The organism is Pseudomonas corni (assembly GCF_057128765.1).
Window position 1 is genome coordinate 737,726 of the sequence record NZ_JBSKHW010000001.1, and the last position, 21,276, is coordinate 759,001.

The window sequence follows — 21,276 nt, forward strand, 5'->3', positions numbered from 1 at the left end:
CTCAAAAGGATATTGAGCATGGACAATTTGACGCTGCGCTATTTCGACGCCGAAATGCGCTATCTACGCGAAGCAGGCAAGGAGTTTGCCCAGGCGTTTCCGGATCGCGCCGCCCAGTTGAATCTGGACAAGCCCGGCACCCACGACCCTTACGTCGAGCGACTGTTCGAAGGCTTCGCGTTTCTGATGGGACGCCTGCGCGAGAAGCTCGATGATGATCTGCCGGAGCTGACCGAAGGGCTGGTCAGTTTGCTGTGGCCCCATTACCTGCGCACCATTCCTTCGCTCTCGATTGTCGAACTGGCACCTGAGCTGGCACTGGTAAAAGAAGGTCAGGTCATCAGCCAAGGCTTCGAAGTGTTGTCGCAGCCCATCGGACCCCAACGCACTCGCTGCCGCTACACCACCACCCAAGACCTGACGCTGCGCCCTCTTGCGGTGGAAGGCTTGCGAATTGCCCAGGAAGCCGACGGTCGTTCAGTGCTGCGCCTGCGTTTCGCCTGCTGCCCTCTGACCGACTGGAGCCAGATCGACCTGCGCTCTATCCCGATGTTTTTGAATGCTGATGCCGCGACGGCGAATGCGCTGCACCAGGCGCTTACGCTCAATACTCAGGCGCTCTACGTGCGAAGGCCGGGGGACGCTGATCGCCAGCCCTTGGATGGGCATTTCGCGCCCAAGGGTTTTGCTGAAGAAGATCGCCTTTGGCCCAAGGGCGACAGTGCGTTCAGTGGCTATCAACTGCTGCTGGAGTATTTCAGCTTTCGCGAGAAATTCATGTTCGTCACGCTGCATGGCCTGGAGCAACTGACCCTTGCGCCGGGCACGCCGTGGTTCGAGCTGGACGCGGTGCTGAGCGAGCCTTGGCCTCACGCGTTTGATTTGAACAGCGAGCACCTTCGTCTGCATGCCGTTCCGGTGATCAACCTGTTTGCGCTGGAGGCTGATCCGCTGATTCTCGATCCGTTGCAGACCGACTATCTGCTGAGGCCCATGCGCCTGCAGGATGGCCATACCGAAATCTATTCAGTGGATCGGGTTACCGGTTCGAAGAATGCGGAGCGGCATGACTTTGTGCCGTTCACCAGCTTTCGTCACAAAGGCGGCATGCTGCGTGACGAGGCCCCTGAGCGCTATTTCCACACGCGCTTGAAGCGGGGTGCCAACGGGCTCCATGAAACCTGGTTGATCCTGGGCGGCGAAGGCTTCGACGAAGATCAATTGCGGACCCATGAGAGCCTGTCACTACGCCTGACCGGCACCAACGGCCAATTGCCGCGCAAGGCCTTGCAAAGCACTTTGCTCGACACACTGGTGCAGTCCAGTCAGTTCGGCCTGCGGGTACGCAATCTGTGTGCGCCGACCTTGCCCTGTTATCCGCCCAATCGAGACCGCTTTCACTGGCGATTGCTCAGTCATCTGGGTTCGAACTTCTTGCCCATGCTCGACAGCGCTGAGGTGCTGCGCGGCACGCTGGCACTTTACGACTGGACCGGCAGCGAACTCAACGGGCGTCGGCTGGCCGCCATCGTCGAGGTCCGCCATCACCTGATCCAGCGTTTCGAAAAGGGCTTTCTATTACGCGGCGTAGATATCGAAGTCACGCTCGATGCCAGCGGTTTCGCGGGGGAGGGCGACATCAGTCTATTCGGCGAAATGCTCAACCGGTTCTTCGCGCTGTATGCCGATATCCACCTCTACAACCAGCTCACGCTGATCCTCCAACCCACCGGGAAGTGCCTGCGATGGAACGAGAACCACAATCAGCGCATTCCCGGTTGAAAGCCGACGGTTTGTTGGACGCGCTGAAGGGCCGAATGGCCGAGGCCAATTTGTACCGCTTCTGTCAGTTGCTGGAACAGGCCATGCCCGATCATCCACCGCTCGGCAGCACGGAGCATGTGGCGAATGACCCGGTGCGCTTTCGTCCCGATCCCGGCATGGGGTTTCCGGCGAGCGAGCTCAAGGCCATTGAGACGTGCGATGAACACCCGCTGCGCCCGGCCACTGTCCGTACCCGGCTGCTGGGTCTGTACGGTGTCGATTCGCCGTTGCCCACTGCGTTTCTGGATGACATAGCTCAGCGTCGTGAAGGGCACGAGGCGCTGGAAGCTTTTCTCGATGTTTTCAATCACCGGATTTTTACCCAGTTCTACCGGATCTGGCGCAAGTATTCGTACCCCGCTTCGTTCGAGGCGGGCGGGACAGATGCGACATCTCAGTGCCTGTTGGGGCTGATCGGGCTGGGCATTCCTGGTACGGCCAGGCAGATCGCCACGCCGATGTCGCGCTTTCTCGCATTGCTCGGGATCATGCGCCTGCCTACTCGCAACGCCGAAGGCATTGTCGCGCTGGTCGCGCTGTTGGCCCCCAATACGCTGGCAAACGTAACCCCGCACTGGCCGCAGAAAATCACCTTGGCGCACCCCGCCAGCCTGTCTCGCGAGCGGCCAGTGAGCCTTGCTCAGGGCACGCCGTTGGGCGGTGTCGGGCACGACGCCAACAGTCAGCTGCAGCTGGCGTTATTCACCGAAGACAGCAAAGAGGCGTCGGGCTGGTTGCCTGATGGTCAATTGCACAAAGACCTGATGGTCTTGTTGCAGGTTTACCTGGGCTGGCGTTGCACAGCGAGATTGCAGCTGTCGTTGCCCGTTCGCAGCCTGCCGCTGCCATTGCTCGGGTGCTCGCCCGCCTTGTTGGGCATGACCTGTGTTCTGGGGCTGAAGGATGAGGCCCTGGCAGTCGAAAATCGCACCACTATCACCATCAACCTGGGCCGCTACCTGGGCCTGCGCAGCAACCCACGGAACAGGGAAATACACCATGTCGCGTATCGTATGTAATGCAGTGATGCCTATCGCACTCGTCACGTTGCTCGGCGGCTGCGGACTGGTCCAGAGTGTGACTGATGCCACCACATCCACCACCGAAGCGATTTTCTATAAGCAGGTGAAAACCCTGCACCTGGACATCGGCGCTCGAACGGCGTTGAACACCGACCCGACTGACATGCGCGCGTTGTCGGTGCCGACGCTGGTGAGGGTTTATCAGCTCCGGGATAGCAAATTGCTGAACAAGGCGACCTACGACCAGATCCTCAGTGAAGGCGACAAGGTACTGGGCTCCGACTTGCTCGCCGAACACTCCCAAGTGGTCAAGCCGGGGGAAGGGGTGCAGCTGAGTGTGCCTCTGCACAAGGAGGCGCAATTTGTCGCGGCGGTGGCGCTGGTCCGCACGCCAGACGACGGCACCGATAGCTGGCGGCTGATGTTGACCCGTGACGACCTGCATCCGGATCGACCGCGATTGATCGAGCTGGGAGACAACCAGCTGACCCTTCGTACGCAGACCAGGCAATGACAATGAGCGAGCTCAATCCTTCGCTCTACGAAATGCTCCTGCAGAATTTCCACGGCGAACTGGACCTGCATCGCGTTGATGAAGCGGACCAGTACACCTTGTCTGTGCTGGACAATCTGCAGCGAATTCTCAACAGCCGCGCCGGTACGCTCAGTCATCTGCCCGACTACGGTTTGCCTGACATGGGTGTCGTTTTACAAGGCCTGCCCGCCACGGCTCACGCGCTGATGAGCATCATGGTCGACACCTTGCTCAAGTACGAACCACGCTTGGCAGTGGTGAACATTCGGCTGCTGCCGCAAACGCAACCGGGTCATCTGGAATACGCGCTGGAAGTGCAACTCAAAGGGGGCAAACGCGCCACCTTCGGCACGACTGTGGCGCCCGAAGGCAAGGTATTGATGCGCCATCTCAAGCGACAGAGTTAAAAAAAATATCGAATGTCCCGGCCCCTTCGCGGACAGGTCCGCTCCCACGGTATTTGTGTTGAACCCAGCTATCAGCGGCGCCACGAATTCACTGTGGGAGCGGACCCGTCCGCGAAGGCTATCCGTCAAACGCTATAAATATGCCGGACGTCCCGGCCCATTCGCGGACAGTCTGTTCCCACGGTATTGCGACACGGGTACCGTTGGAGCGAGGCTTGCCCGCGAAGCTGGTGACGCGGTGTGTCAGGTTGAAAACGTAAAGGATGTCTCCGGTTTGTAACGTTTATCGGGCTGCTTGTTGAGCCGCAGCAGACGCCGCCTTGCGCACGGCGTTGAAGGTTTTGTCATAACCCTGGGAGACATCGACGTGGCGGCTCAAAATGCCCTCGCGCTCATAGATATCGGCCGTGCTTTGCAGGCCGCTGATCACGCTGTCATTAATATCCACGGGTTCCATGTGCGTTTCTTTTGCGGTCGCCAGATGCACCTCAAGCGGCAGGCCGGTGACTTTGGCTTGCGCGGCGGCATACTCGGCCGGGTGCGCATTGGTCCAGCGATACGCGCGGTCGACCCGTGCGACGAAGTCGTCCAACTGCTCGCGCTTCTCGGCGATGGCTTTGCTTGTAGCGGCAAGGTAGGAGTGATTGGTCAGCAGGTTGCCGCCGGTAGGCAAGATGCGTGCGTCATGTTGAGTAGCAACCGTGGTGTACGGCGCCCATGTTGCCCAGGCGTCGGCGTCGCCGTTATCCAGAACCAGGCGCGATTCGCTGGGCAGCAGGTAAAGGAATTTCACGTCGGCGGTGCTCAGGCCCGCTTCATTAAGCGCGCGAATTGCCAGGTAATGGCCGATCGAGCCACGCCCGGTCACGATGCGTTTGCCCTTGAGGTCGGCCACCGACTTGATCGGTGAGTCGTTGCGCACGATCAGCGCAGTTGTGTAGCGGCCTTCGACGTGGGTGATGCTGACTACTTTCAGTGGCGCCCCCGCCCCCAGTGCAAATACATAGGGCGCGTCGCCCAGTGCGCCGATGTCCACAGCGCCAACGTTCAGTGCTTCGCCCAGCGGTGCGGCGGAAGGGAACTCAGAGAAGCGGATTTCGTATGGAACGTTCTCCAGCTCGCCAGACACTTGCAGCAGCACCTTGAGCGCAGATTTCTGATTGGCCACCAGCAGCGGTTGCAGCTCGGCTGCCTGAGCGGTGAAGGGCAGGTTCAACAGCAGCACAGCAGCCAGCATCAGGTGCCGGGCGTGCGCGCGGAGATCAATAGGTGAATACATAGAAGTAAAGCTCCAGCTCAGCAGTATCGGGTGATTAACCTCCGCCTGGAAAAGGGGTCGGATAATGATGGGCAGAGCGTGACGACCCGCACCACGCTCCAGTGGGTCAGATCACATAAAAACCGTGGGTGCCGTCGCGGCCAAGCTGTTCGACCAGGCCAAATTCCCAGTCCAGATAGGCTTGCATCGCTTCGCGCGGCGCGTCGGTGCCCTCATAGGGGCGGCGATAGCGATCGATGCGCGGCGAGGCAAGATGGGTTTCTCCGGTTTCAGGCTCGTGACCGGCGGCGAACCAGCTCGGCGTTCCGTTTTTCAACACAAACACAGGTTTACCGGTGAGCGCTTCCACGTCCCTGGCCGCAAGGCGCGCCAGACGGCTGCTGCCACAGGTCAACACATAACGCTCTGCGGCCGGGACTTTTGCCAGCGCCTCCTTCAGTTGCGCGCGCAATACCCACCAGGCGCCGGGGATGTGGGCTTTGACATAGTTGGCGCTAGTAGTGAAATCCAGCACCGCGACGTCATCGTGTTTGCGCCATTGGGCCAGTGTTTCGGCGTCGATTTCTTCGAACTGCGGCGGCGTCGGAATCGGCGCGTCCCAGTCGCCTTTTTCGCTGAAGTCCTCAGCCTGCAAGTCATCGATCACGAACACGTCCCAGCCAAGTTGCGCTAGCCAGGAAGCCGACATATTGGCGCGTACGCCGTCGTCATCTACCAGGGCAATGCGCGCGCCGCGCACGCTGGCGTAGTGATCGGTTTCCTGAATCAGTTGACCGCCGGGCGTAGAGCGCGCGCCGGGCACGTGGCCGGCGAAAAATTCTTCCGGGGTCCGCACGTCGAACAGGTACGTAGTGCGTGTCGTGTCCGCTTGCCAGTGTTGCAGGTCGGCTCGGGTCCCGCGCTGCACGCGGGCTTTGTCGGCGACGTTACGCGCATCGGCGGTGGCGAAATTGCGGGTATCGTCGCTGACTTCAGCGAAGCGTCGTGCCTGACCGTGTTCCAGCGTTTGCCCAGCCAGCAGCCAGCCAATGGTGCCGTTGCGCAGTGCAGAAATCGGGTTAGGCAGGCCAGCATTCACCAACGACTGCGTGCCGATGATGCTGCGGGTGCGACCGGCGCAATTGACGATGATTCGGGTTTTCGGGTCCGGCGCCAGTTCGCGAGCACGCAGCACCAGTTCGGCACCCGGCACGCTGATTCCGGTGGGGATGCTCATGGTCTGGTACTCGTCGTAGCGGCGGGCGTCGAGCACCACCACGTCGGCTTTGGATTCGATCAGTTGCAGCACTTCTTCAGCGGCCAGCGACGGCGTATGACGATGGTGCTCCACCAGCTCGCCAAAAGACTTGCTCGGTACGTTGACATCGATGAACAGCTCACCGCCGGCATCGCGCCAGCCCTGCAGACCGTCTTCCAGCAATCCTACATCGCTGTATCCCAAGTCCTGCAACCGTCGCTGTGCAATCTGCGCTAACCCTTCGCCGTTGTCGTACAGAGTAATTGCCGTGTCCCGACGGGGAATACGCGACAGCACTTCCAGCTCCAGCTTCGACAGCGGGATGTTGGCAGCGAATAGGGGGTGAGCTTCGGCGAACGGCGCTTCTTCGCGCACATCGATTAACGCGACTTCTTCTTTGGCGAGCAGCGCCCGGCGAATGTCAGCGAAGGATCGGGTCGCAGCGTGGTGTTGGGCAGTGTCGGTCATTGGGCTTGGTTCTCTTTGGACAGGTCCCAGATATTCGGGAGATAGGCGTTGGAGTAGCCGGAGATAAACAGTTTTTCGGTGCCGTCAGGTTGATACACCGCGCGGCGGACTGCGCCGATGTTGGCGCCGTAGACATGGATGCTGATCGACACCTGATCGTCGAACGCGTTGCTCACCTGATGGATGTCGTTGCTGCGTGGCGAGAGGGTTTCAACCTGGCCGGGCAGCAGATGAATCGCGGGGCCTTCTTCTTCCAGACGGCCATCGGCGTTGCGAGCATAGCCCTGAGAGTATTCGGCGCCACGCAGCATGCCAATCAGGCCCCACACGCGATGATCGTGAATCGGCGTGGTCTGACCCGGCCCCCAGACGAAACTGACGATCGAGAAACGCTGCCGGGAATCGGCGTGCAGCAGAAATTGCTGATAGTGGGTCGGGTCCGGTACAGCGAACTCATCGGGGAGCCAGTCGTCGTAGCTGACCAATTGCCCCAGCAGCTTGCCGCCACGGTGCAGCAGATCGCCATCGCGAGGTTCGCCGTCGATTAGCTCGGCGAGCGCGCCGATGAATTCACGCAGGCGTTCAGGGTGTCGGGTGTGCGTCATGTCTATCCCAGCGCTTGATTGAGGCGTGGACGAATATAAACATAATGTAGCGGGCTAATATGCTACTTTTTAATGATTAGGTTATAACCAAAGTGGTTTTAATATCGACTGGGATACCGATCCGTGGGAGGGAGCTTGCTCGCGAGGCGTCAGAGCCACAAACGTGTGTGTCGAATGTAATGGCCTCTCGCGAGCAAGCTCCCTCCCACGCGTTCTGCATCATCTTGTGCTATCCAGATTGTTAATTCGCAATTATGCTTTTTCCCTATCTTGCCCCCCATTTTCTATGTGCGATCCGAATGAAAATTGATGATATTGACGCCTTCGTGGCGGTCATTCGCAGCCAGTCGATCAGCCTCGCCGCCGAATCCCTGGAGCTGACGCAACCGGCGATCACGCGTCGGGTGCAGAACTTCGAACTGGCGCTGGGCGTCGAGTTGTTCGACCGCAACACCAAGCCACTCAAGCCAACGCCGATGGGGCTTCAGGTGTATTCGAAATGCCTGGCGATCCTGCGGGAGATGGACTCGTTACGCGAGTTGGTCGCCAGCGATACCCCGCCCAGCGGGTTGCTGCGTCTGGGCGTGCCGCAAACCATTGGCGATGTGGTGCTGCTCGATGCCCTCAAGCATCTGCGCGGACAATTCCCTGAATTGCGGGCACAGGTTGTGACCGGTTGGGGGAGTCACCTGATCGGCAAGATCGAAAACGGCGAGCTGGATGCCGCAGCCGCGTTATTCCCCGCAGGCAAGATTTTTCCGGAAAATATAGTCGGCCAATCCATCGGCAAGATGGAGCTGGTAGTGGTGTGTGACAGGGCCAGCCTGCCGAAAAAGCCGATCAAACTGGCCGACTGCTACGACCGCGGTTGGGTACTCAACCCGGACGGGTGTGGGTTTCGTGCGGGGCTGCAACGGACTTTGGTCGATCAAGGGTTGAGCCTTAAGGTCAATCTGGAAACCTTCGGCACCGAACTGCAATTGGGTCTGGTGGCAGACGGAATGGGCTTGGGGCTGGTGCCTCGTCCGCTACTTGAGCGCAGCGCTCATCGAGATCATCTGGTCGTCGTGCCGCTCAAGGATTTCAAGCCAGTCATGGATTTGTGGCTGATCTATCCTCGCTTCCTAGGCAATCTTCAGGCGCCAGTGCTGTCCTTTGGCGCCTTCGTGGCCGAGTCGTTGAAGCAGGCGCGAGACGCGGCCTAAGCAGATGGCGGGGCATTTAATTCTGTCCCCGTTTCCCTTGTCTCGCGCAGTCCTATAGGCGTTGACCAGCAGCGCGAGGCTGCGATTGCGTTGTGTCAGATGTACCGCATCGCAGCCTCGCGCTGCTCGTTTGCTCCTACAAAGAGCGGTAGCGTTTGGTTTCACGCCACCTTCTCACGCCGTTCCAGCTCACGCTTGGCAACCAACTCCCGCGTCAGGGGTATGAGTTTCTTGCCGTAATCAATGGCATCTTCCAGCGGATCGAAACCGCGAATCAAAAAGGTGGTAATCCCCAGGTCGTAATAATCAAGCAGCGCTTCGGCAACTTGTTCGGGGGTGCCCACCAAGGATGTTGAATTGCCTTTGGCGCCCAGTAATCCGGCAATCCCGGTCCACAGTCGTTTGTCCAGCCTGGCACCTTGCGCTGCTGCCGCCAGCAAACGACGCGAGCCCTCGTTTGGCGGCTCCTTGCGCTCAAACCCACTGGCCTGCGCCAGCGCTTTGGCCTTTTCCAAAATGAGGTCGGCCCGGGCCCAGGCCTTCTCTTCGGTTTCGGCCAGAATCGGACGTAGCGATAAGCTGAAACGTATTGTGCGTCCATGCTTCGCTGCCTCGGCGCGCACCTGTTTGACGATGTCCCGCACCTGCTCATAGGTCTCGCCCCACAGGGCGTAAACATCGGCGTGCTTACCAGCCACTTGAATCGCGGCTGGCGACGCGCCGCCGAAATACAAAGGTATATGCGGCAGTTGCGGTGATTTCACTGCCGAATGCGCACCTTCAAATTGGTAATACGTGCCGTGATGATCAAACGGCGTGTCGCTGGTCCATTCCTGACGTACCACGCTCAAATACTCGTCGGTCCGGGCGTAACGCTCGTCCTTGCCGATAAAACTGCCATCGGCGCGCAGTTCCTGATCGTCACCGCCGGTAATGATGTGAACCGCCGTGCGCCCGCCGTTGAAAACGTCCAGCGTTGCAAACTGCCGAGCCGCCAGTGTCGGCGAAATGAACCCCGGTCGATGGGCCACCAGAAATTGAAGTTTGCTGGTAACGCTGGCTGCGTGCGCCGCGACAAATGCGCTGTCCGGGCTGTTGGAATGAAAAGCCACCAGCGCGCGGTCAAAGCCAGCGTCTTCGTGGGCTTTCGCTACTTTTTCAACGTATTCTGGCTGGATTGCAGGCCCGCTGCGGGGATGAATTTCCGACCCTGGCTGGGTGGCGATGTAACCGATGAATTCAACGCTCATGAATAACTCCTTCCCGGCTTGGCATTCCTCAGGCGTGCGATATCCGCATCGCATCTGTGCGAACAAGCAACATAGGGGTAGGAGGCGTCGCTGTGAAATTCGATTTGGCGCTAAGCTAATTATGAAAATTATTTATTTAATCGGCGCTTTAAAATAAGAGTGTTTAAAAATCGCTTTTGCCAAAGAGCATCCAGCGGTTTCACACGAATGCGCGGTTCAGGCACCCGAACGGTAGGAGCGCGCTTGCCCGCGATTGCGGTGGGGGAGGTGAAAAGATATTGGCTGGAGAAACCCAATCGCGGGCAAGCGCGCTCCTACAGGTTTCGGGTCCGGCGCGGCATGTGCGTCAGGCAGGCATCCGGACTGTAGGCGTTCATCGATAAATCAGTGCTTCTGCGCATCCTTGGCCATGGTCAGAAATTGTTTTTCCTGATTCCAGTCGAACGGCTCGTCGTTCTGTTGGGCCTCGTATCGGCGTTCTTCCAGGGCGGTGTACAAGTCGATTTCTTCATCGGGCATGAAGTGCAAGCAGTCGCCGCCGAAATACCAGAGCAGGTCGCGGGGCACCAGATGGGCGATTTGCGGATAGCGCTGGATGACCTGACACAACAGGTCCTGGCCCAGGTATTGGCTTTCAATGGGTTCTTGGGGGAGTAGGGTCATCAATTCGTCATAGCGCTCGATGAACAGCTCATGACTTTCTTCGGGGACCTGTTCGGCTTCACCCAGCGCGACCAGGATGCCGCGCAGGTGCGTCAGCAGGTTGAGAGTGTGGTCGAGATTGGCGTCGGCCATGATGAAGTCCTCAGAGACAAAAACAGGCGCGAGAGTATAAGGCCCTCACCCAGCCACCGATACCCCGACCATGACTGAGGGCAATCTGGAGCTTCAAGCTTCAAGCCTTAAGCTTGCAGCTTAGTCAGCCTGTAGGAGCGCGCTTGCCCGCGATTGTACTGTTAACAGACCCAATGCAATCGCGGGCAAGCGCGCTCCTACAAATTTAACGAACTTTGCCTTCTGCCTGCTTCAACTCTTCTTTGTCGAAATCATCCACATCAATCACCTTGCGTCGCGCCGCTTCGGCATCACGCAGTTTTTGCGCTTCAACTGCCTGCAGCACCCCGGCATTCAAAGCTGCATCGATCAGCGGTTCACCCGCCTTCGGATTGACCTGACCACCTTTTACCCCGTGGTGCAATTTGCTGTGCAACGGGCGACTGGCTGTCAGCAGGTCGCTGGCATGTTGCAGCGCGCCGACTGCATCGTCCGGCGAGGTAGGGCGATAGCAGCCAGCGAGCAGCGATTCCAGAGCCGGATCACCTTTGGCACGACCCAATATTTGCGCCACTTCGGCATCGAGCCGGTCAGACGGGCCTTTATGGCGACGACCAAACGGGAACACCACCACGCGCAGCAAAGCACCGAGCACCCGATTCGGGAAATTAGTCAGCAGCTCATCCAGCGCACGTTCAGACTCGCCCAACGCCTCTTCCATAGACCAGCGGAACAACGAACTCAGATGCTCCGGATAATCCAGATCGTGATAACGCTTGAGCGCCGCTGACGCCAGATACAGGTGACTGAGCACATCGCCTAACCGCGCCGACAGACGCTCGCGGCGTTTCAGTTCCCCGCCCAGCAGCATCATGCTCAGGTCAGCAAGCATGGCGAACGCAGCGGCCTGACGATTCAACGCGCGGTAATAGCCCTGACTCAGTCGATCACCCGGCATCGATTCGAAGTGACCGAAACCCAGGTTGAGAATGAACGTACTCGCCGCGTTGCCCACCGCAAAACCGATGTGTTGCAGCAGCAGTGTGTCGAACTCTGCGACGGCGCGGTCCTGATCTTCGCGCCCGACCAAGGCCATTTCCTTGAGCACGAACGGATGGCAACGAATGGCCCCCTGACCGAAGATCATCAGGTTGCGCGACAGAATATTCGCGCCTTCCACGGTGATGAAAATCGGCGCGCCTTGCCAGTTACGGCCCAAGTAATTGTTGGGCCCCATGATGATGCCCTTGCCGCCGTGTACATCCATGGCGTGGGTGATGCACTCACGGCCACGTTCGGTCAGGTGGTACTTGAGAATCGCCGACAGCACCGATGGCTTTTCCCCCAGATCCACTGCATTGGCAGTCAATATACGTGCGCTGTCCATCAGCCAGGCGTTGCCGCCGATGCGCGCCAGCGATTCCTGAATCCCTTCGAACGCAGACAAAGGCACATTGAATTGCTCGCGGATTTGCGCGTATTGGCCGGTCACCAGACTGGTGAACTTGGCCGCACCGGTGCCGACAGCCGGCAGCGAAATCGAACGACCCACCGACAGACAATTCATCAGCATCATCCAGCCTTTGCCGAGCATGTCCTGGCCGCCGATCAGGTATTCCAGCGGGATGAACACGTCTTTGCCGGAGTTTGGTCCATTCATGAACGCTGCACCCAGCGGCAGGTGACGACGGCCGATTTCCACGCCTGCTGTGTCAGTGGGGATCAACGCCAGGCTGATGCCCAAATCTTCTTCATCGCCCAGCAGGTGTTCCGGGTCGTAGGCCTTGAACGCCAGGCCGAGGAGGGTGGCGATCGGTCCTAGGGTGATGTAGCGCTTTTCCCAATTCAGGCGCAGACCGATGACTTCTTCACCTTCCCACTGGCCTTTGCAGATGATGCCAGTGTCAGGCATCGCCCCTGCGTCGGAGCCGGCCAGAGGACCCGTCAGCGCAAAGCAGGGGATGTCGTCGCCACGCGCCAGGCGTGGCAGGTAGTGATTGCGTTGCTCCTCGGTGCCGTAATGCAGCAGCAGTTCGGCAGGGCCGAGGGAGTTGGGGACCATGACTGTGGAGGCCAGATCGCCGCTGCGAGTCGCCAGCTTCATCGCCACTTGGGAGTGGGCGTAGGCCGAAAAGCCTTTGCCGCCGTACTCTCTGGGAATGATCAGCGCGAAAAAGCCATGCTCCTTGATGTGCGCCCAGGCGTGAGGCGGCAGGTCCATGGCCTGACCGATTTCCCAATCCGTGACCATGGCGCACAGCTCTTCAGTCGGGCCGTCGATGAAAGCTTGTTCTTCTGCGCTGAGCTGACTCTTTGGATAGGCCAGCAGCGTGTTCCAGTTGGGGCGTCCGCTGAACAGTTCGCCATCCCACCAGACCGTCCCGGCATCGATGGCGTCGCGCTCGGTTTGCGACATCGGCGGCAGGACTTTCTTGAACCAGGCGAACATCGGCGCGCTGAAGTACTGGCGACGCAGATCAGGCAAAGCCAGCGGCAGCATCACGGCCAGCCACAGCAGCCAGAAAATCGTCATCAGCCAGGCATGGGCATGACTGAACACCCCCATCGCCAACAGATAAACCGCCACCACACCCAGCGCGGGCAAGGGTGCAACGCGACGATGGGCCAGCCAGGCCACGCCGGTCAGCAAAATCGGAATCCACAACCACAACATAAAAGACGTCCTCCGTGATGACGGTGATAACGGATCACCCTCAAGGGCAAAGCCAAAGGCTCTGGCCCGCGCATCGATAGTGACCTCTGGCCGCCATGGGAGTTCGTAGGGTGGCCGATGCACGCGAAGTTGTGGCTCGAACGCTGCCTTCGCGGCGTAGACTGTCGCGCGCTGGTACACCTGGACACTAGACTGTCGATCCGTGAATCCAATCTTTGCCTGTAAAAACCTGTGCTTATAAAAAAGGAGAGCTGCGATGCTGAAAATCTGGGGCCGCATCAATTCGTCCAACGTGCGCAAGGCGCTGTGGATCGCTGAGGAGCTGGGTCTGCCGTACGAGTCGTTGAATGCAGGAGGGGCGTTTGGAATCAACGACCAGCCCGAATATCTGGCCAAGAACCCCAACGGCGTTGTGCCCATGATCGAAGACGGCGATTTCGTGCTGTGGGAGTCCAATGCCATCGTTCGCTACCTGGCAGCGCAGTATGGCGGCGCTACCAACCTGTATCACCCAGACCCTCAGACGCGGGCATTGGCGGACAAATGGATGGATTGGACCACGTCAACCTTGGCCGGTCCGTTTCGTCCGGTGTTTTGGGGCGTGGTGCGAACGCCAGCCGAGAAGCAAGATTGGGTGCAGATCAACGCAGCGATCAAAACCGTCGAGCAACTGTTAGTCATTGTCGACCATGCACTGGCCTCGCAACCGTACCTTTCGGGCGATGAATTCGGGATGGGTGATATTCCCCTTGGATGTTTCGCGTATGGCTGGTTTGAAATGCCGATTGAACGCGCAGCGATGCCACACCTCCAAGCCTGGTATGAACGCTTGAAACAACGTCCGGCCTTCCAGAAGGCAGTGATGACGCCGCTAACCTGAAGGTGCGCAGCGTTGAGTCGATAAGTACTATCAATATATGTCGCTGTACTTGAGCGGCGTGGGCCAGCAACATTGCCGCTTATTGTGCTGGTATCGGCTAATTTAACGCCACGCCGCCTTGCAGTCCGGCGGTGCTTCGCCAGGTTTCCCCGTTCGTTATTCCCTTTTTCCTTTATTTGGTGCTTTTAAAGTCATGAGTTCTGCTTTGTCCATCCGGCAGCTAACCAAGACCTACGGCAACGGTTTCCAGGCCCTCAAGGGCATCGATCTGGACGTCGCCGAGGGTGATTTCTTCGCCTTGCTCGGCCCCAACGGTGCTGGCAAATCCACTACCATCGGGATCATCTCCACGCTGGTCAACAAGACCTCCGGGACTGTGAACATCTTCGGTCACGACCTGGACCGCAACCCGGCGCAGCTCAAGCGCTCGATCGGTGTAGTGCCCCAGGAATTCAATTTCAACCAGTTCGAAAAGACCTTCGACATCGTCGTGACCCAAGCCGGGTATTACGGCATCCCGCCGAAGATCGCCAAAGAACGTGCCGAGCAGTACCTGACGCAGTTGGGGTTATGGGACAAACGCGACACGCCATCGCGCTCGTTGTCGGGCGGCATGAAGCGCCGGTTGATGATCGCTCGCGCATTGATTCACGAACCGCGCCTGTTGATCCTCGACGAGCCAACGGCGGGTGTGGATATCGAGTTGCGTCGTTCGATGTGGACCTTCCTCACCGAGCTGAACGAGAAGGGCATCACCATCATCCTCACCACGCACTACCTGGAAGAGGCAGAACAGCTGTGCCGCAACATCGGCATCATCGACCACGGCGTTATCGTCGAAAATACCGGCATGAAGCAGTTGCTCAACACCATGACGGTTGAGACCTTTTTGCTTGATCTACGAGATTCAATGACGACGCCGCCGAACCTGACAGGCTACCCATCGCGACTGGTGGACAGCCATACCCTTGAGGTACAGGTAGACAAGAACGTAGGCATTACCGAGCTGTTCGCGCAGTTGGCGTCGATGAACATTCAGGTGCTTAGCCTGCGCAATAAAACCAATCGCCTCGAGGAGCTGTTCGTGTCGCTGGTGGAAAAAAATCTGTCGAAGGTGGCGGTATGAGTTCCGAGCTGCGTCCCAACCTTATCGCACTGAACACTATTGTTTACCGCGAGATTCGCCGCTTTACGCGGATCTGGCCGCAGACGCTGCTGCCCCCTGCAATCACCATGGTTTTGTACTTCGTGATCTTCGGCAACCTGATCGGCCGTCAAATCGGTGACATGGGTGGCTTCACGTACATGCAGTACATCGTGCCGGGTCTGATCATGATGTCGGTGATCACTAACTCCTACGGCAACGTGGTATCGAGCTTCTTCGGCGCGAAGTTTCAGCGTTCGGTGGAAGAGTTGATGGTTTCGCCGGTGTCGCCCCACACGATTCTGATCGGCTACACCCTTGGCGGCGTCCTGCGCGGCTTGATGGTTGGGGTGATCGTGACGATTCTGTCGATGTTTTTCACCGATTTGCAGGTTCATCACCTGGGCGTGACCGTTGTGGTCGTGGTGCTGACGGCGACGATCTTCTCGCTGCTGGGCTTCATCAACGCGGTGTTTGCGCGCAACTTCGACGATATCTCGATCATCCCGACCTTTGTGCTGACGCCGTTGACCTATTTGGGTGGGGTGTTTTACTCGATCAACCTGCTGCCACCGTTCTGGCAGACCGTCTCGCTGGCCAACCCGGTGCTGCACATGGTCAACGCCTTCCGCTACGGCATTCTCGGGGTGTCGGACATCAAGATCAGCATTGCGCTGGCGTTCATGGTCGTTGCGACCATCGTTTTGTACCTCGGCTGCGCGCGGTTGCTGGTGAGTGGGAGAGGGATGCGCCAGTAGTCGGGACGCTTTATTGATTGACTGAAACACCTGTGGGAGCGGACCTGTCCGCGAATGCGTCACCGGGCTCGAGACATCTGTATCGACCGTACCGGCGTCTCGCCAACAAGTTGGCTCCTACAGGTTTCAAACCTGATTGTTGCGCTTTTCCCGCCGCAACCGCCACTGCCGCCCGACCCACCATCGCCAGTATCCCATCGTCAGAAAATACCCCATCACCCCCAGCACCACGCCTGCCACCAATGATCCCAGCAAGAACGGCTGCCACAACGTGGTCAGTTGCCCGCTGATCCATTCCCAGCTCAACTCGTCCGGAAAATGCCTGGGCGGCAACCCCATCAGCAATGCGCCGATCTTGTAGGTGCAATAGAACACCGGTGGCATCGTCAGCGGATTAGTCAGCCAGACCAGACTCACGCCAATCGGCAGATTGCCACGCACCCAGATCACCAGCAGCGCCGCCAGTAACATCTGCAGCGGAATCGGCATCAGCGCAGCGAACAGTCCTACGCCCATGGCTCGTGCAACCGACCGCCGATTGAGGTGCCAGAGGTTGGGATCGTGCAGCAGTCGGCCAAAAAACCGTAAGGATTTGTGTTCCCGGATGGTGTTCGGATCGGGCATGTAACGCTTGATCAAATGGCGTGGCATACGGTCATCCGGTCGATGGGCAGGCAAGTCGGGGCAAAGTATGCACACATACTGATCGCTGGAAATTCAGACTTTGTGACAATTAATAAAACTGTCACCCTCAGGGTGCGCTAAGCCGTGGGGAGGATTTTGCAGTTATCAGGGAAGAGACCATGCGCACAGGGATGCTGGCGCTAGCATTGGGGCTGTTGGCCCTGCGATTTTTACCGGCCTTGCCGCCCGTCTGGTTGCTGCTGTTGATGCCCTTGGTGGCGTTGATGTTGTTGCCATTTCGCACTTATCCGCTGGCATTCTTTCTGTTGGGTCTGACCTGGGCCTGTGTTTCGGCACAGTCGGCGCTCAACGATCGACTGCATGCCCGGCTTGATGGGCAAACGCTGTGGCTGCAAGGCCAGGTCGTGGGTCTGCCGCAAAGTGCTGACGGCGTCGTGCGATTTCAGCTCAAAGGCGCCCGGTCTCGGCGCGCGAATCTGCCCGAGATGATTCGCGTGGCCTGGTACGACGGCCCTCAGGTTCGCAGCGGCGAGCAGTGGCGCCTGGCGGTCAAACTCAAAGCTCCCGGCGGATTGGTCAACGCTGACGCGTTCGATTACGAAGCCTGGCTGCTGGCCCAGCGCATCGGCGCAACTGGCACGGTATTGGACGGCCAATTGCTGGCATCGACCGCGCCATCGTGGCGCGACGCAATTCGCCAGCGCTTGCTGCAAGTAGACGCTCAAGGCCGTGAAGGCGGGCTCGCCGCATTGGTGCTGGGGGACGATTCCGGGCTCAGTCCCGCCGATTGGCAAGCGCTGCAAGACACCGGCACCGTGCATTTGCTGGTGATCTCCGGCACTCACATTGGCCTGCTCAGCGGAATGATTTACGGCCTGATCGCCGGGCTTGCGCGTTTGGGGGCCTGGCCGAGATTCATTCCGTGGCTGCCAGCGGCCTGCATGCTCGCGTTTGCCGGCGCGCTGGGGTACGGCTTTCTTGCCGGTTTCGAAGTGCCAGTGCGACGCGCCTGCGTGATGATTGGCATGGTGCTGCTGTGGCGTCTGCGCTTTCGCCAGTTGGGCGTGACCTGGCCAGTGTTGCTGTCGCTTAATCTGGTGCTCCTCTTCGAACCCTTGGTGAGCCTCAAACCTGGGTTTTGGCTGTCGTTTGCTGCAGTGGGCATTCTTATTCTGATTTTCAGTGGCCGTCTTGGCGCCTGGCGTTGGCTGCAAAGCTGGACCCGCGCCCAATGGCTTATTGCTGTCGGTTTGCTGCCGATTCTGCTGGCGCTCAATTTACCGGTCAGCGTCAGTGGGCCAGCCGTCAACCTGATCGCGGTTCCCTGGATCAGTCTGGTGACGTTGCCCATGGCGCTGCTCGGAACACTGGCGCTGGCCATCCCGCCGCTGGGCGAGGGGGTGCTGTGGCTGGCAGGCGGTTCGATGGAGTGGCTGTTCCGTTTGCTGACGTTGGCCGCCGGATGGGTGCCCGCCTGGACTGGCCCGTCGGTACCATTGTGGGCGTGGTGCATCAGCGTGATTGGCGGGGTGCTTCTGCTGTTGCCCAGCGGCGTGCCGATGCGGCTTTTGGGTTGGCCGATGGTAGTGCTGTGTGTCTTCCCGCCTCTAAAATCCGTGCCGCAAGGGCAGGTCGAGGTGTTGCAACTGGACGTCGGCCAGGGACTTGCGATTTTGCTGCGCACCCGGGACCACAGTTTGCTGTATGACGCTGGCCCGCGCTTTGGCGAATTCGATACCGGGCAGCGCGTTGTGCTGCCGGCAATTCGCAAAACCGGGCTGCAATCGCTGGACGTGATGTTGCTCAGCCATGCCGACGCCGATCACGCCGGTGGGGCTCCGGCCATCGTTCAGGGGATGCCGGTGCAGCGCGTGCTGGGGGGCGATGTCGGAAGATTGCCTGAGCTGTTGCAGGCCGAGTCCTGTCGTAACGGCGAAATCTGGAGCTGGAACGAGGTGAAGTTTTCCACCTGGATCTGGGAAGGTGCCGCCGAGGGTAATCAGGCGTCCTGCGTGCTCAGCGTCGAGGCCAATGACGAGCGCCTGCTGCTGACCGGGGATATCGACGTCAAGGCTGAGCGTGCAATGCTGGACGACGGTTTCGACGTGCGCGCCGACTGGCTGCAATCACCGCACCACGGCAGCCGCAGCTCGTCGTCCAAGCCTTTCCTGCGGGAGGTGGCGCCACGCGGAGTGCTGATTTCTCGTGGTCGCAACAACAGCTTCGGCCATCCGCACCCGCTGGTGATGTCGCGCTATCAATGGATGGGCATCGCTGCTTACGACAGCGCAACGCTTGGGGCCATCACCTTGCAATTGGGCGCCTTCGCAGAACCCCGGGCCGAACGTAGGACGCGACGGTTCTGGCGTGAGTGAAACGGCTGGTTATTCATCGCGCGCTTCGGCGAGCCAACGACCCTATGTTAGAGTGGCGCCACTTTTTTTCAGGGGGTGTTCGCTGTGTGGGAACTGGTCAAATCTGGTGGCTGGATGATGCTACCGATCATTCTGAGTTCCATCGCCGCCGTCGGGATCATCATCGAACGCCTGTGGACCTTGCGCGCCAGCCGCATCACGCCCCCGCATCTGCTGGGTCAGGTGTGGCGCTGGATCAAGGACAAACAGCTCAACAGCGAAAAGCTCAAAGAGCTGCGCGCTGATTCGCCGCTGGGAGAAATCCTCGCTGCAGGCCTCGCCAACTCCCGTCATGGTCGCGAGATCATGAAAGAGTGCATCGAAGAGGCGGCCGCTCGCGTCATCCATGACATGGAACGCTATCTTGCGACCTTGGGCACTATCGCTGCCATGGCGCCGCTTCTGGGTCTGCTCGGCACGGTGCTGGGCATGATCGACATCTTCAGCTCCTTCACCAGTTCAGGCATGACCGGCAATGCCGGGATGCTCGCGGGCGGTATCGCCAAGGCGCTGATCTGTACCGCGTCGGGCCTGACTGTCGCGATTCCGGCAATCTTCTTCCATCGCTATCTGCAAAGCCGAGTCGACGAGCTGGTGGTCGGCATGGAACAGGAAGCGATCAAACTGGTTGAAGTGGTGCAGGGCGACCGTGACGTCGATCTGGTCGAAGTCAGCGTGCCAGACAAGCCTGCCGGCAAGGCCGAGGGCAAGAAGAAGTGAAATTTCGTCGCCGCAAGCCCCGGGAGACCATCGATATCAATCTGGTGTCGCTGATCGACGTGGTGTTCATTTTGCTGCTGTTCTTCGTCGTCACCACTACCTTCACCCGGGAAACCCAGATGCGCGTCGAGCTGCCCCAGGCAGTGACCGGCGCGTCGGCCGATGATGTCGATAAAAAACACGTCGACATCACCATCAACGCTGATGGCGTGTATTCGGTGAACAACACGCTGCTGCCCGACAGCCATTTGCAAACGCTGATCGATGCCCTGCAAAAGGAATCGGCAGGCGACACCAGCCTGCCGCTATCCATCAGTGCTGACGGCAAGACGCCGCATCAGGCAGTGATCACCGCCATGGATGCTGCCGGAAAACTCGGTTTTGCCCATTTGCGCATGACAACCGTCGAGGCCGCATCGGCTAACTGATGGCCCTTACCGACCGACTGCTCAACGCCTGGTACACCGGCCATCCCGCTCTTGCACTGCTTCGTCCGCTCGAATGCTTGTATCGGCGTGTTGTCGATAAAAAGCGTGCGCGATTCGTCGCAGGTGAGGGTGACATCTATAAGTCCCCCGTGCCGGTCATCGTGGTGGGGAATATCACCGTTGGCGGCACTGGCAAGACGCCGCTCATCCTCTGGATGATCGAGCACTGCCGCAGTCGGGGCTTGAAGGTCGGTGTGGTCAGTCGCGGTTATGGCGCCAAGCCGCCCAGTCTGCCGTGGCGCGTTCGCCCTGAACAGCCTGCCAACGAGGCCGGCGACGAGCCATTGTTGATTGTGCGACGTACCGGCGTGCCGTTAATGATCGATCCTGACCGGGCTCAGGCTGTTCGTGCTCTGTTGGCCGAAGAACAGCTCGACCTGATCCTTTCCGATGATGGCCTGCAGCATTACCGCCTTGCCCGTGATCTGGAACTGGTCTTGATCGACGCCGCGCGCGGACTGGGTAATCACCGCTGTCTGCCTGCTGGCCCCTTGCGCGAGCCGGTGGAGCGACTGCAAACCGTCGATGCGCTGCTTTACAACGGCGCCATTGCTGACCGGGAAGATGGCTACGGCTTTGAACTCCAGCCCTCGGCGCTGATAAACCTTCTGGCTGGCGAACGTCTACCGGTCGATCATTTTCCGCCGGGGCAAGCCCTGCACGCAGTGGCCGGTATTGGCAATCCACAACGTTTCTTCAATACCCTCGAAGGACTACACTGGCGGCCTGTGCCACACCCGTTCGCCGATCATGCCGTTTACAGTGCAGAGGCTCTGACTTTCGAGCCGTCTTTGCCGTTGGTCATGACCGAAAAGGATGCCGTCAAATGTCGCGCCTTCGCGGGTGCAGACTGGTGGTATCTGACGGTAGAGGCCCAGCCTTCCGCCGCCTTTATCCAGTGGTTCGATTCGCAGTTACACCGTCTTTTGCCATGACTCGCTCAGGAT

At 59.2% G+C, this 21,276-nt stretch carries 19 protein-coding genes; 12 read left to right on the plus strand and 7 right to left on the minus strand.

What is annotated here, in order from left to right:
* Positions 1–12: 12 nt before the first annotated feature.
* The 4 genes from tssF to tssE are packed head-to-tail and all read left to right on the plus strand — an operon-like array spanning position 13 to position 3,788.
* Positions 13–1,782, plus strand: coding sequence for a type VI secretion system baseplate subunit TssF (gene tssF / locus ACWKV9_RS03355; RefSeq protein ID WP_483834652.1), 1,770 nt, complete (start codon positions 13–15; stop codon positions 1,780–1,782).
* On the plus strand, positions 1,746–2,843 hold the full coding sequence (gene tssG, locus ACWKV9_RS03360; RefSeq protein ID WP_483834653.1) for a type VI secretion system baseplate subunit TssG: 1,098 nt from the start codon (positions 1,746–1,748) through the stop codon (positions 2,841–2,843). The genes tssF and tssG overlap by 37 nt, the downstream gene beginning before the upstream one ends.
* Positions 2,824–3,360 carry a type VI secretion system lipoprotein TssJ gene (gene tssJ, locus ACWKV9_RS03365; protein WP_483834654.1) on the plus strand — a complete coding sequence of 179 codons (537 nt, stop codon included), beginning with the start codon at positions 2,824–2,826 and terminating at the stop codon, positions 3,358–3,360. The genes tssG and tssJ overlap by 20 nt, the downstream gene beginning before the upstream one ends.
* Positions 3,361–3,362: 2 nt before the next feature.
* Entirely contained in the window at positions 3,363–3,788 is a 426-nt protein-coding gene (gene tssE / locus ACWKV9_RS03370; RefSeq protein ID WP_483834655.1) for a type VI secretion system baseplate subunit TssE, read from the plus strand.
* A 283-nt stretch (positions 3,789–4,071) separates the two neighbouring features.
* Here tssE and ACWKV9_RS03375 read toward each other — a convergent pair whose 3' ends face one another.
* The 3 genes from ACWKV9_RS03375 to ACWKV9_RS03385 form a co-directional block, all read right to left on the minus strand.
* The gene (locus tag ACWKV9_RS03375) at positions 4,072–5,025 is read right to left on the minus strand and encodes an ABC transporter substrate-binding protein (RefSeq protein ID WP_483834734.1); all 954 of its coding nucleotides are present in this window, start codon (positions 5,023–5,025) and stop codon (positions 4,072–4,074) included.
* 148 nt (positions 5,026–5,173) lie between these two features.
* Positions 5,174–6,772 (minus strand): rhodanese-related sulfurtransferase, encoded by a 1,599-nt coding sequence (locus tag ACWKV9_RS03380; protein ID WP_483834656.1) that lies wholly within the window; start codon positions 6,770–6,772, stop codon positions 5,174–5,176.
* A complete protein-coding gene (locus ACWKV9_RS03385) occupies positions 6,769–7,377 on the minus strand; it encodes a cysteine dioxygenase family protein (protein ID WP_483834657.1) in 609 nt (202 codons plus the stop codon). Before ACWKV9_RS03385 ends, ACWKV9_RS03380 begins: the two co-directional genes overlap by 4 nt.
* A 299-nt stretch (positions 7,378–7,676) precedes the next feature.
* Between ACWKV9_RS03385 and ACWKV9_RS03390 the strand changes: the two genes are divergently transcribed.
* Positions 7,677–8,582 (plus strand): LysR family transcriptional regulator, encoded by a 906-nt coding sequence (locus tag ACWKV9_RS03390; protein WP_483834658.1) that lies wholly within the window; start codon positions 7,677–7,679, stop codon positions 8,580–8,582.
* A 161-nt stretch (positions 8,583–8,743) separates the two neighbouring features.
* On the opposite strand, the gene ACWKV9_RS03395 is transcribed toward ACWKV9_RS03390, so the two are convergent.
* The 3 genes from ACWKV9_RS03395 to ACWKV9_RS03405 form a co-directional block, all read right to left on the minus strand.
* The gene (locus ACWKV9_RS03395; protein ID WP_483834659.1) at positions 8,744–9,832 is read right to left on the minus strand and encodes an LLM class flavin-dependent oxidoreductase; all 1,089 of its coding nucleotides are present in this window, start codon (positions 9,830–9,832) and stop codon (positions 8,744–8,746) included.
* Between the two features lie 384 nt (positions 9,833–10,216).
* Positions 10,217–10,627: a PA2817 family protein gene (locus ACWKV9_RS03400; RefSeq protein WP_483834660.1), complete on the minus strand. Its 411-nt coding sequence runs from the start codon at positions 10,625–10,627 to the stop codon at positions 10,217–10,219.
* Between the two features lie 205 nt (positions 10,628–10,832).
* A complete protein-coding gene (locus ACWKV9_RS03405; RefSeq protein WP_483834661.1) occupies positions 10,833–13,280 on the minus strand; it encodes an acyl-CoA dehydrogenase in 2,448 nt (815 codons plus the stop codon).
* A 256-nt stretch (positions 13,281–13,536) separates the two neighbouring features.
* On the opposite strand from ACWKV9_RS03405, the gene ACWKV9_RS03410 reads away from it, so the two are divergent.
* The 3 genes from ACWKV9_RS03410 (at position 13,537) to ACWKV9_RS03420 (ending at position 16,062) form a co-directional block, all read left to right on the plus strand.
* Complete coding sequence (locus ACWKV9_RS03410) at positions 13,537–14,160, plus strand: glutathione S-transferase family protein (protein WP_483834662.1); 624 nt, start codon at positions 13,537–13,539, stop codon at positions 14,158–14,160.
* Positions 14,161–14,353: 193 nt separating this feature from the next.
* The gene (locus tag ACWKV9_RS03415) at positions 14,354–15,286 is read left to right on the plus strand and encodes an ABC transporter ATP-binding protein (RefSeq protein ID WP_483834663.1); all 933 of its coding nucleotides are present in this window, start codon (positions 14,354–14,356) and stop codon (positions 15,284–15,286) included.
* Positions 15,283–16,062: an ABC transporter permease gene (locus ACWKV9_RS03420; protein ID WP_483834664.1), complete on the plus strand. Its 780-nt coding sequence runs from the start codon at positions 15,283–15,285 to the stop codon at positions 16,060–16,062. Before ACWKV9_RS03415 ends, ACWKV9_RS03420 begins: the two co-directional genes overlap by 4 nt.
* 126 nt (positions 16,063–16,188) lie before the next feature.
* Here the strand turns inward: ACWKV9_RS03420 and ACWKV9_RS03425 are convergent, their stop codons facing one another.
* Positions 16,189–16,713 (minus strand): DUF2062 domain-containing protein, encoded by a 525-nt coding sequence (locus ACWKV9_RS03425; protein WP_483834665.1) that lies wholly within the window; start codon positions 16,711–16,713, stop codon positions 16,189–16,191.
* Between the two features lie 152 nt (positions 16,714–16,865).
* Between ACWKV9_RS03425 and ACWKV9_RS03430 the strand changes: the two genes are divergently transcribed.
* The 4 genes from ACWKV9_RS03430 to lpxK all read left to right on the plus strand — a co-directional run bounded on the left by ACWKV9_RS03430 (position 16,866) and on the right by lpxK (position 21,264).
* Positions 16,866–19,082 carry a DNA internalization-related competence protein ComEC/Rec2 gene (locus ACWKV9_RS03430; RefSeq protein ID WP_483834666.1) on the plus strand — a complete coding sequence of 739 codons (2,217 nt, stop codon included), beginning with the start codon at positions 16,866–16,868 and terminating at the stop codon, positions 19,080–19,082.
* An 84-nt stretch (positions 19,083–19,166) separates the two neighbouring features.
* Positions 19,167–19,841 (plus strand): MotA/TolQ/ExbB proton channel family protein, encoded by a 675-nt coding sequence (locus ACWKV9_RS03435; protein ID WP_483834667.1) that lies wholly within the window; start codon positions 19,167–19,169, stop codon positions 19,839–19,841.
* Positions 19,838–20,269 carry an ExbD/TolR family protein gene (locus tag ACWKV9_RS03440; protein ID WP_483834668.1) on the plus strand — a complete coding sequence of 144 codons (432 nt, stop codon included), beginning with the start codon at positions 19,838–19,840 and terminating at the stop codon, positions 20,267–20,269. The genes ACWKV9_RS03435 and ACWKV9_RS03440 overlap by 4 nt, the downstream gene beginning before the upstream one ends.
* The gene (lpxK, locus tag ACWKV9_RS03445; protein ID WP_483834669.1) at positions 20,269–21,264 is read left to right on the plus strand and encodes a tetraacyldisaccharide 4'-kinase; all 996 of its coding nucleotides are present in this window, start codon (positions 20,269–20,271) and stop codon (positions 21,262–21,264) included. The genes ACWKV9_RS03440 and lpxK overlap by 1 nt, the downstream gene beginning before the upstream one ends.
* The last annotated feature ends 12 nt before the right edge of the window (positions 21,265–21,276 follow it).

Excerpts from the sequence above, each read along its gene's own strand:
- ACWKV9_RS03395 (WP_483834659.1), bottom strand. The coding sequence starts at position 9,832 with ATGAGCGTTGAATTCATCGGTTACATCGCCACCCAGCCAGGGTCGGAA.
- tssJ (WP_483834654.1), top strand. The coding sequence starts at position 2,824 with ATGTCGCGTATCGTATGTAATGCAGTGATGCCTATCGCACTCGTCACG.
- ACWKV9_RS03410 (WP_483834662.1), top strand. The coding sequence starts at position 13,537 with ATGCTGAAAATCTGGGGCCGCATCAATTCGTCCAACGTGCGCAAGGCG.
- ACWKV9_RS03385 (WP_483834657.1), bottom strand. The coding sequence starts at position 7,377 with ATGACGCACACCCGACACCCTGAACGCCTGCGTGAATTCATCGGCGCG.
- ACWKV9_RS03375 (WP_483834734.1), bottom strand. The coding sequence starts at position 5,025 with ATGCTGGCTGCTGTGCTGCTGTTGAACCTGCCCTTCACCGCTCAGGCA.
- ACWKV9_RS03400 (WP_483834660.1), bottom strand. The coding sequence starts at position 10,627 with ATGGCCGACGCCAATCTCGACCACACTCTCAACCTGCTGACGCACCTG.
- tssE (WP_483834655.1), top strand. The coding sequence starts at position 3,363 with ATGAGCGAGCTCAATCCTTCGCTCTACGAAATGCTCCTGCAGAATTTC.
- ACWKV9_RS03420 (WP_483834664.1), top strand. The coding sequence starts at position 15,283 with ATGAGTTCCGAGCTGCGTCCCAACCTTATCGCACTGAACACTATTGTT.
- tssG (WP_483834653.1), top strand. The coding sequence starts at position 1,746 with ATGGAACGAGAACCACAATCAGCGCATTCCCGGTTGAAAGCCGACGGT.
- ACWKV9_RS03390 (WP_483834658.1), top strand. The coding sequence starts at position 7,677 with ATGAAAATTGATGATATTGACGCCTTCGTGGCGGTCATTCGCAGCCAG.
- lpxK (WP_483834669.1), top strand. The coding sequence starts at position 20,269 with ATGGCCCTTACCGACCGACTGCTCAACGCCTGGTACACCGGCCATCCC.
- ACWKV9_RS03405 (WP_483834661.1), bottom strand. The coding sequence starts at position 13,280 with ATGTTGTGGTTGTGGATTCCGATTTTGCTGACCGGCGTGGCCTGGCTG.
- ACWKV9_RS03425 (WP_483834665.1), bottom strand. The coding sequence starts at position 16,713 with ATGCCACGCCATTTGATCAAGCGTTACATGCCCGATCCGAACACCATC.
- ACWKV9_RS03415 (WP_483834663.1), top strand. The coding sequence starts at position 14,354 with ATGAGTTCTGCTTTGTCCATCCGGCAGCTAACCAAGACCTACGGCAAC.
- ACWKV9_RS03430 (WP_483834666.1), top strand. The coding sequence starts at position 16,866 with ATGCGCACAGGGATGCTGGCGCTAGCATTGGGGCTGTTGGCCCTGCGA.
- ACWKV9_RS03380 (WP_483834656.1), bottom strand. The coding sequence starts at position 6,772 with ATGACCGACACTGCCCAACACCACGCTGCGACCCGATCCTTCGCTGAC.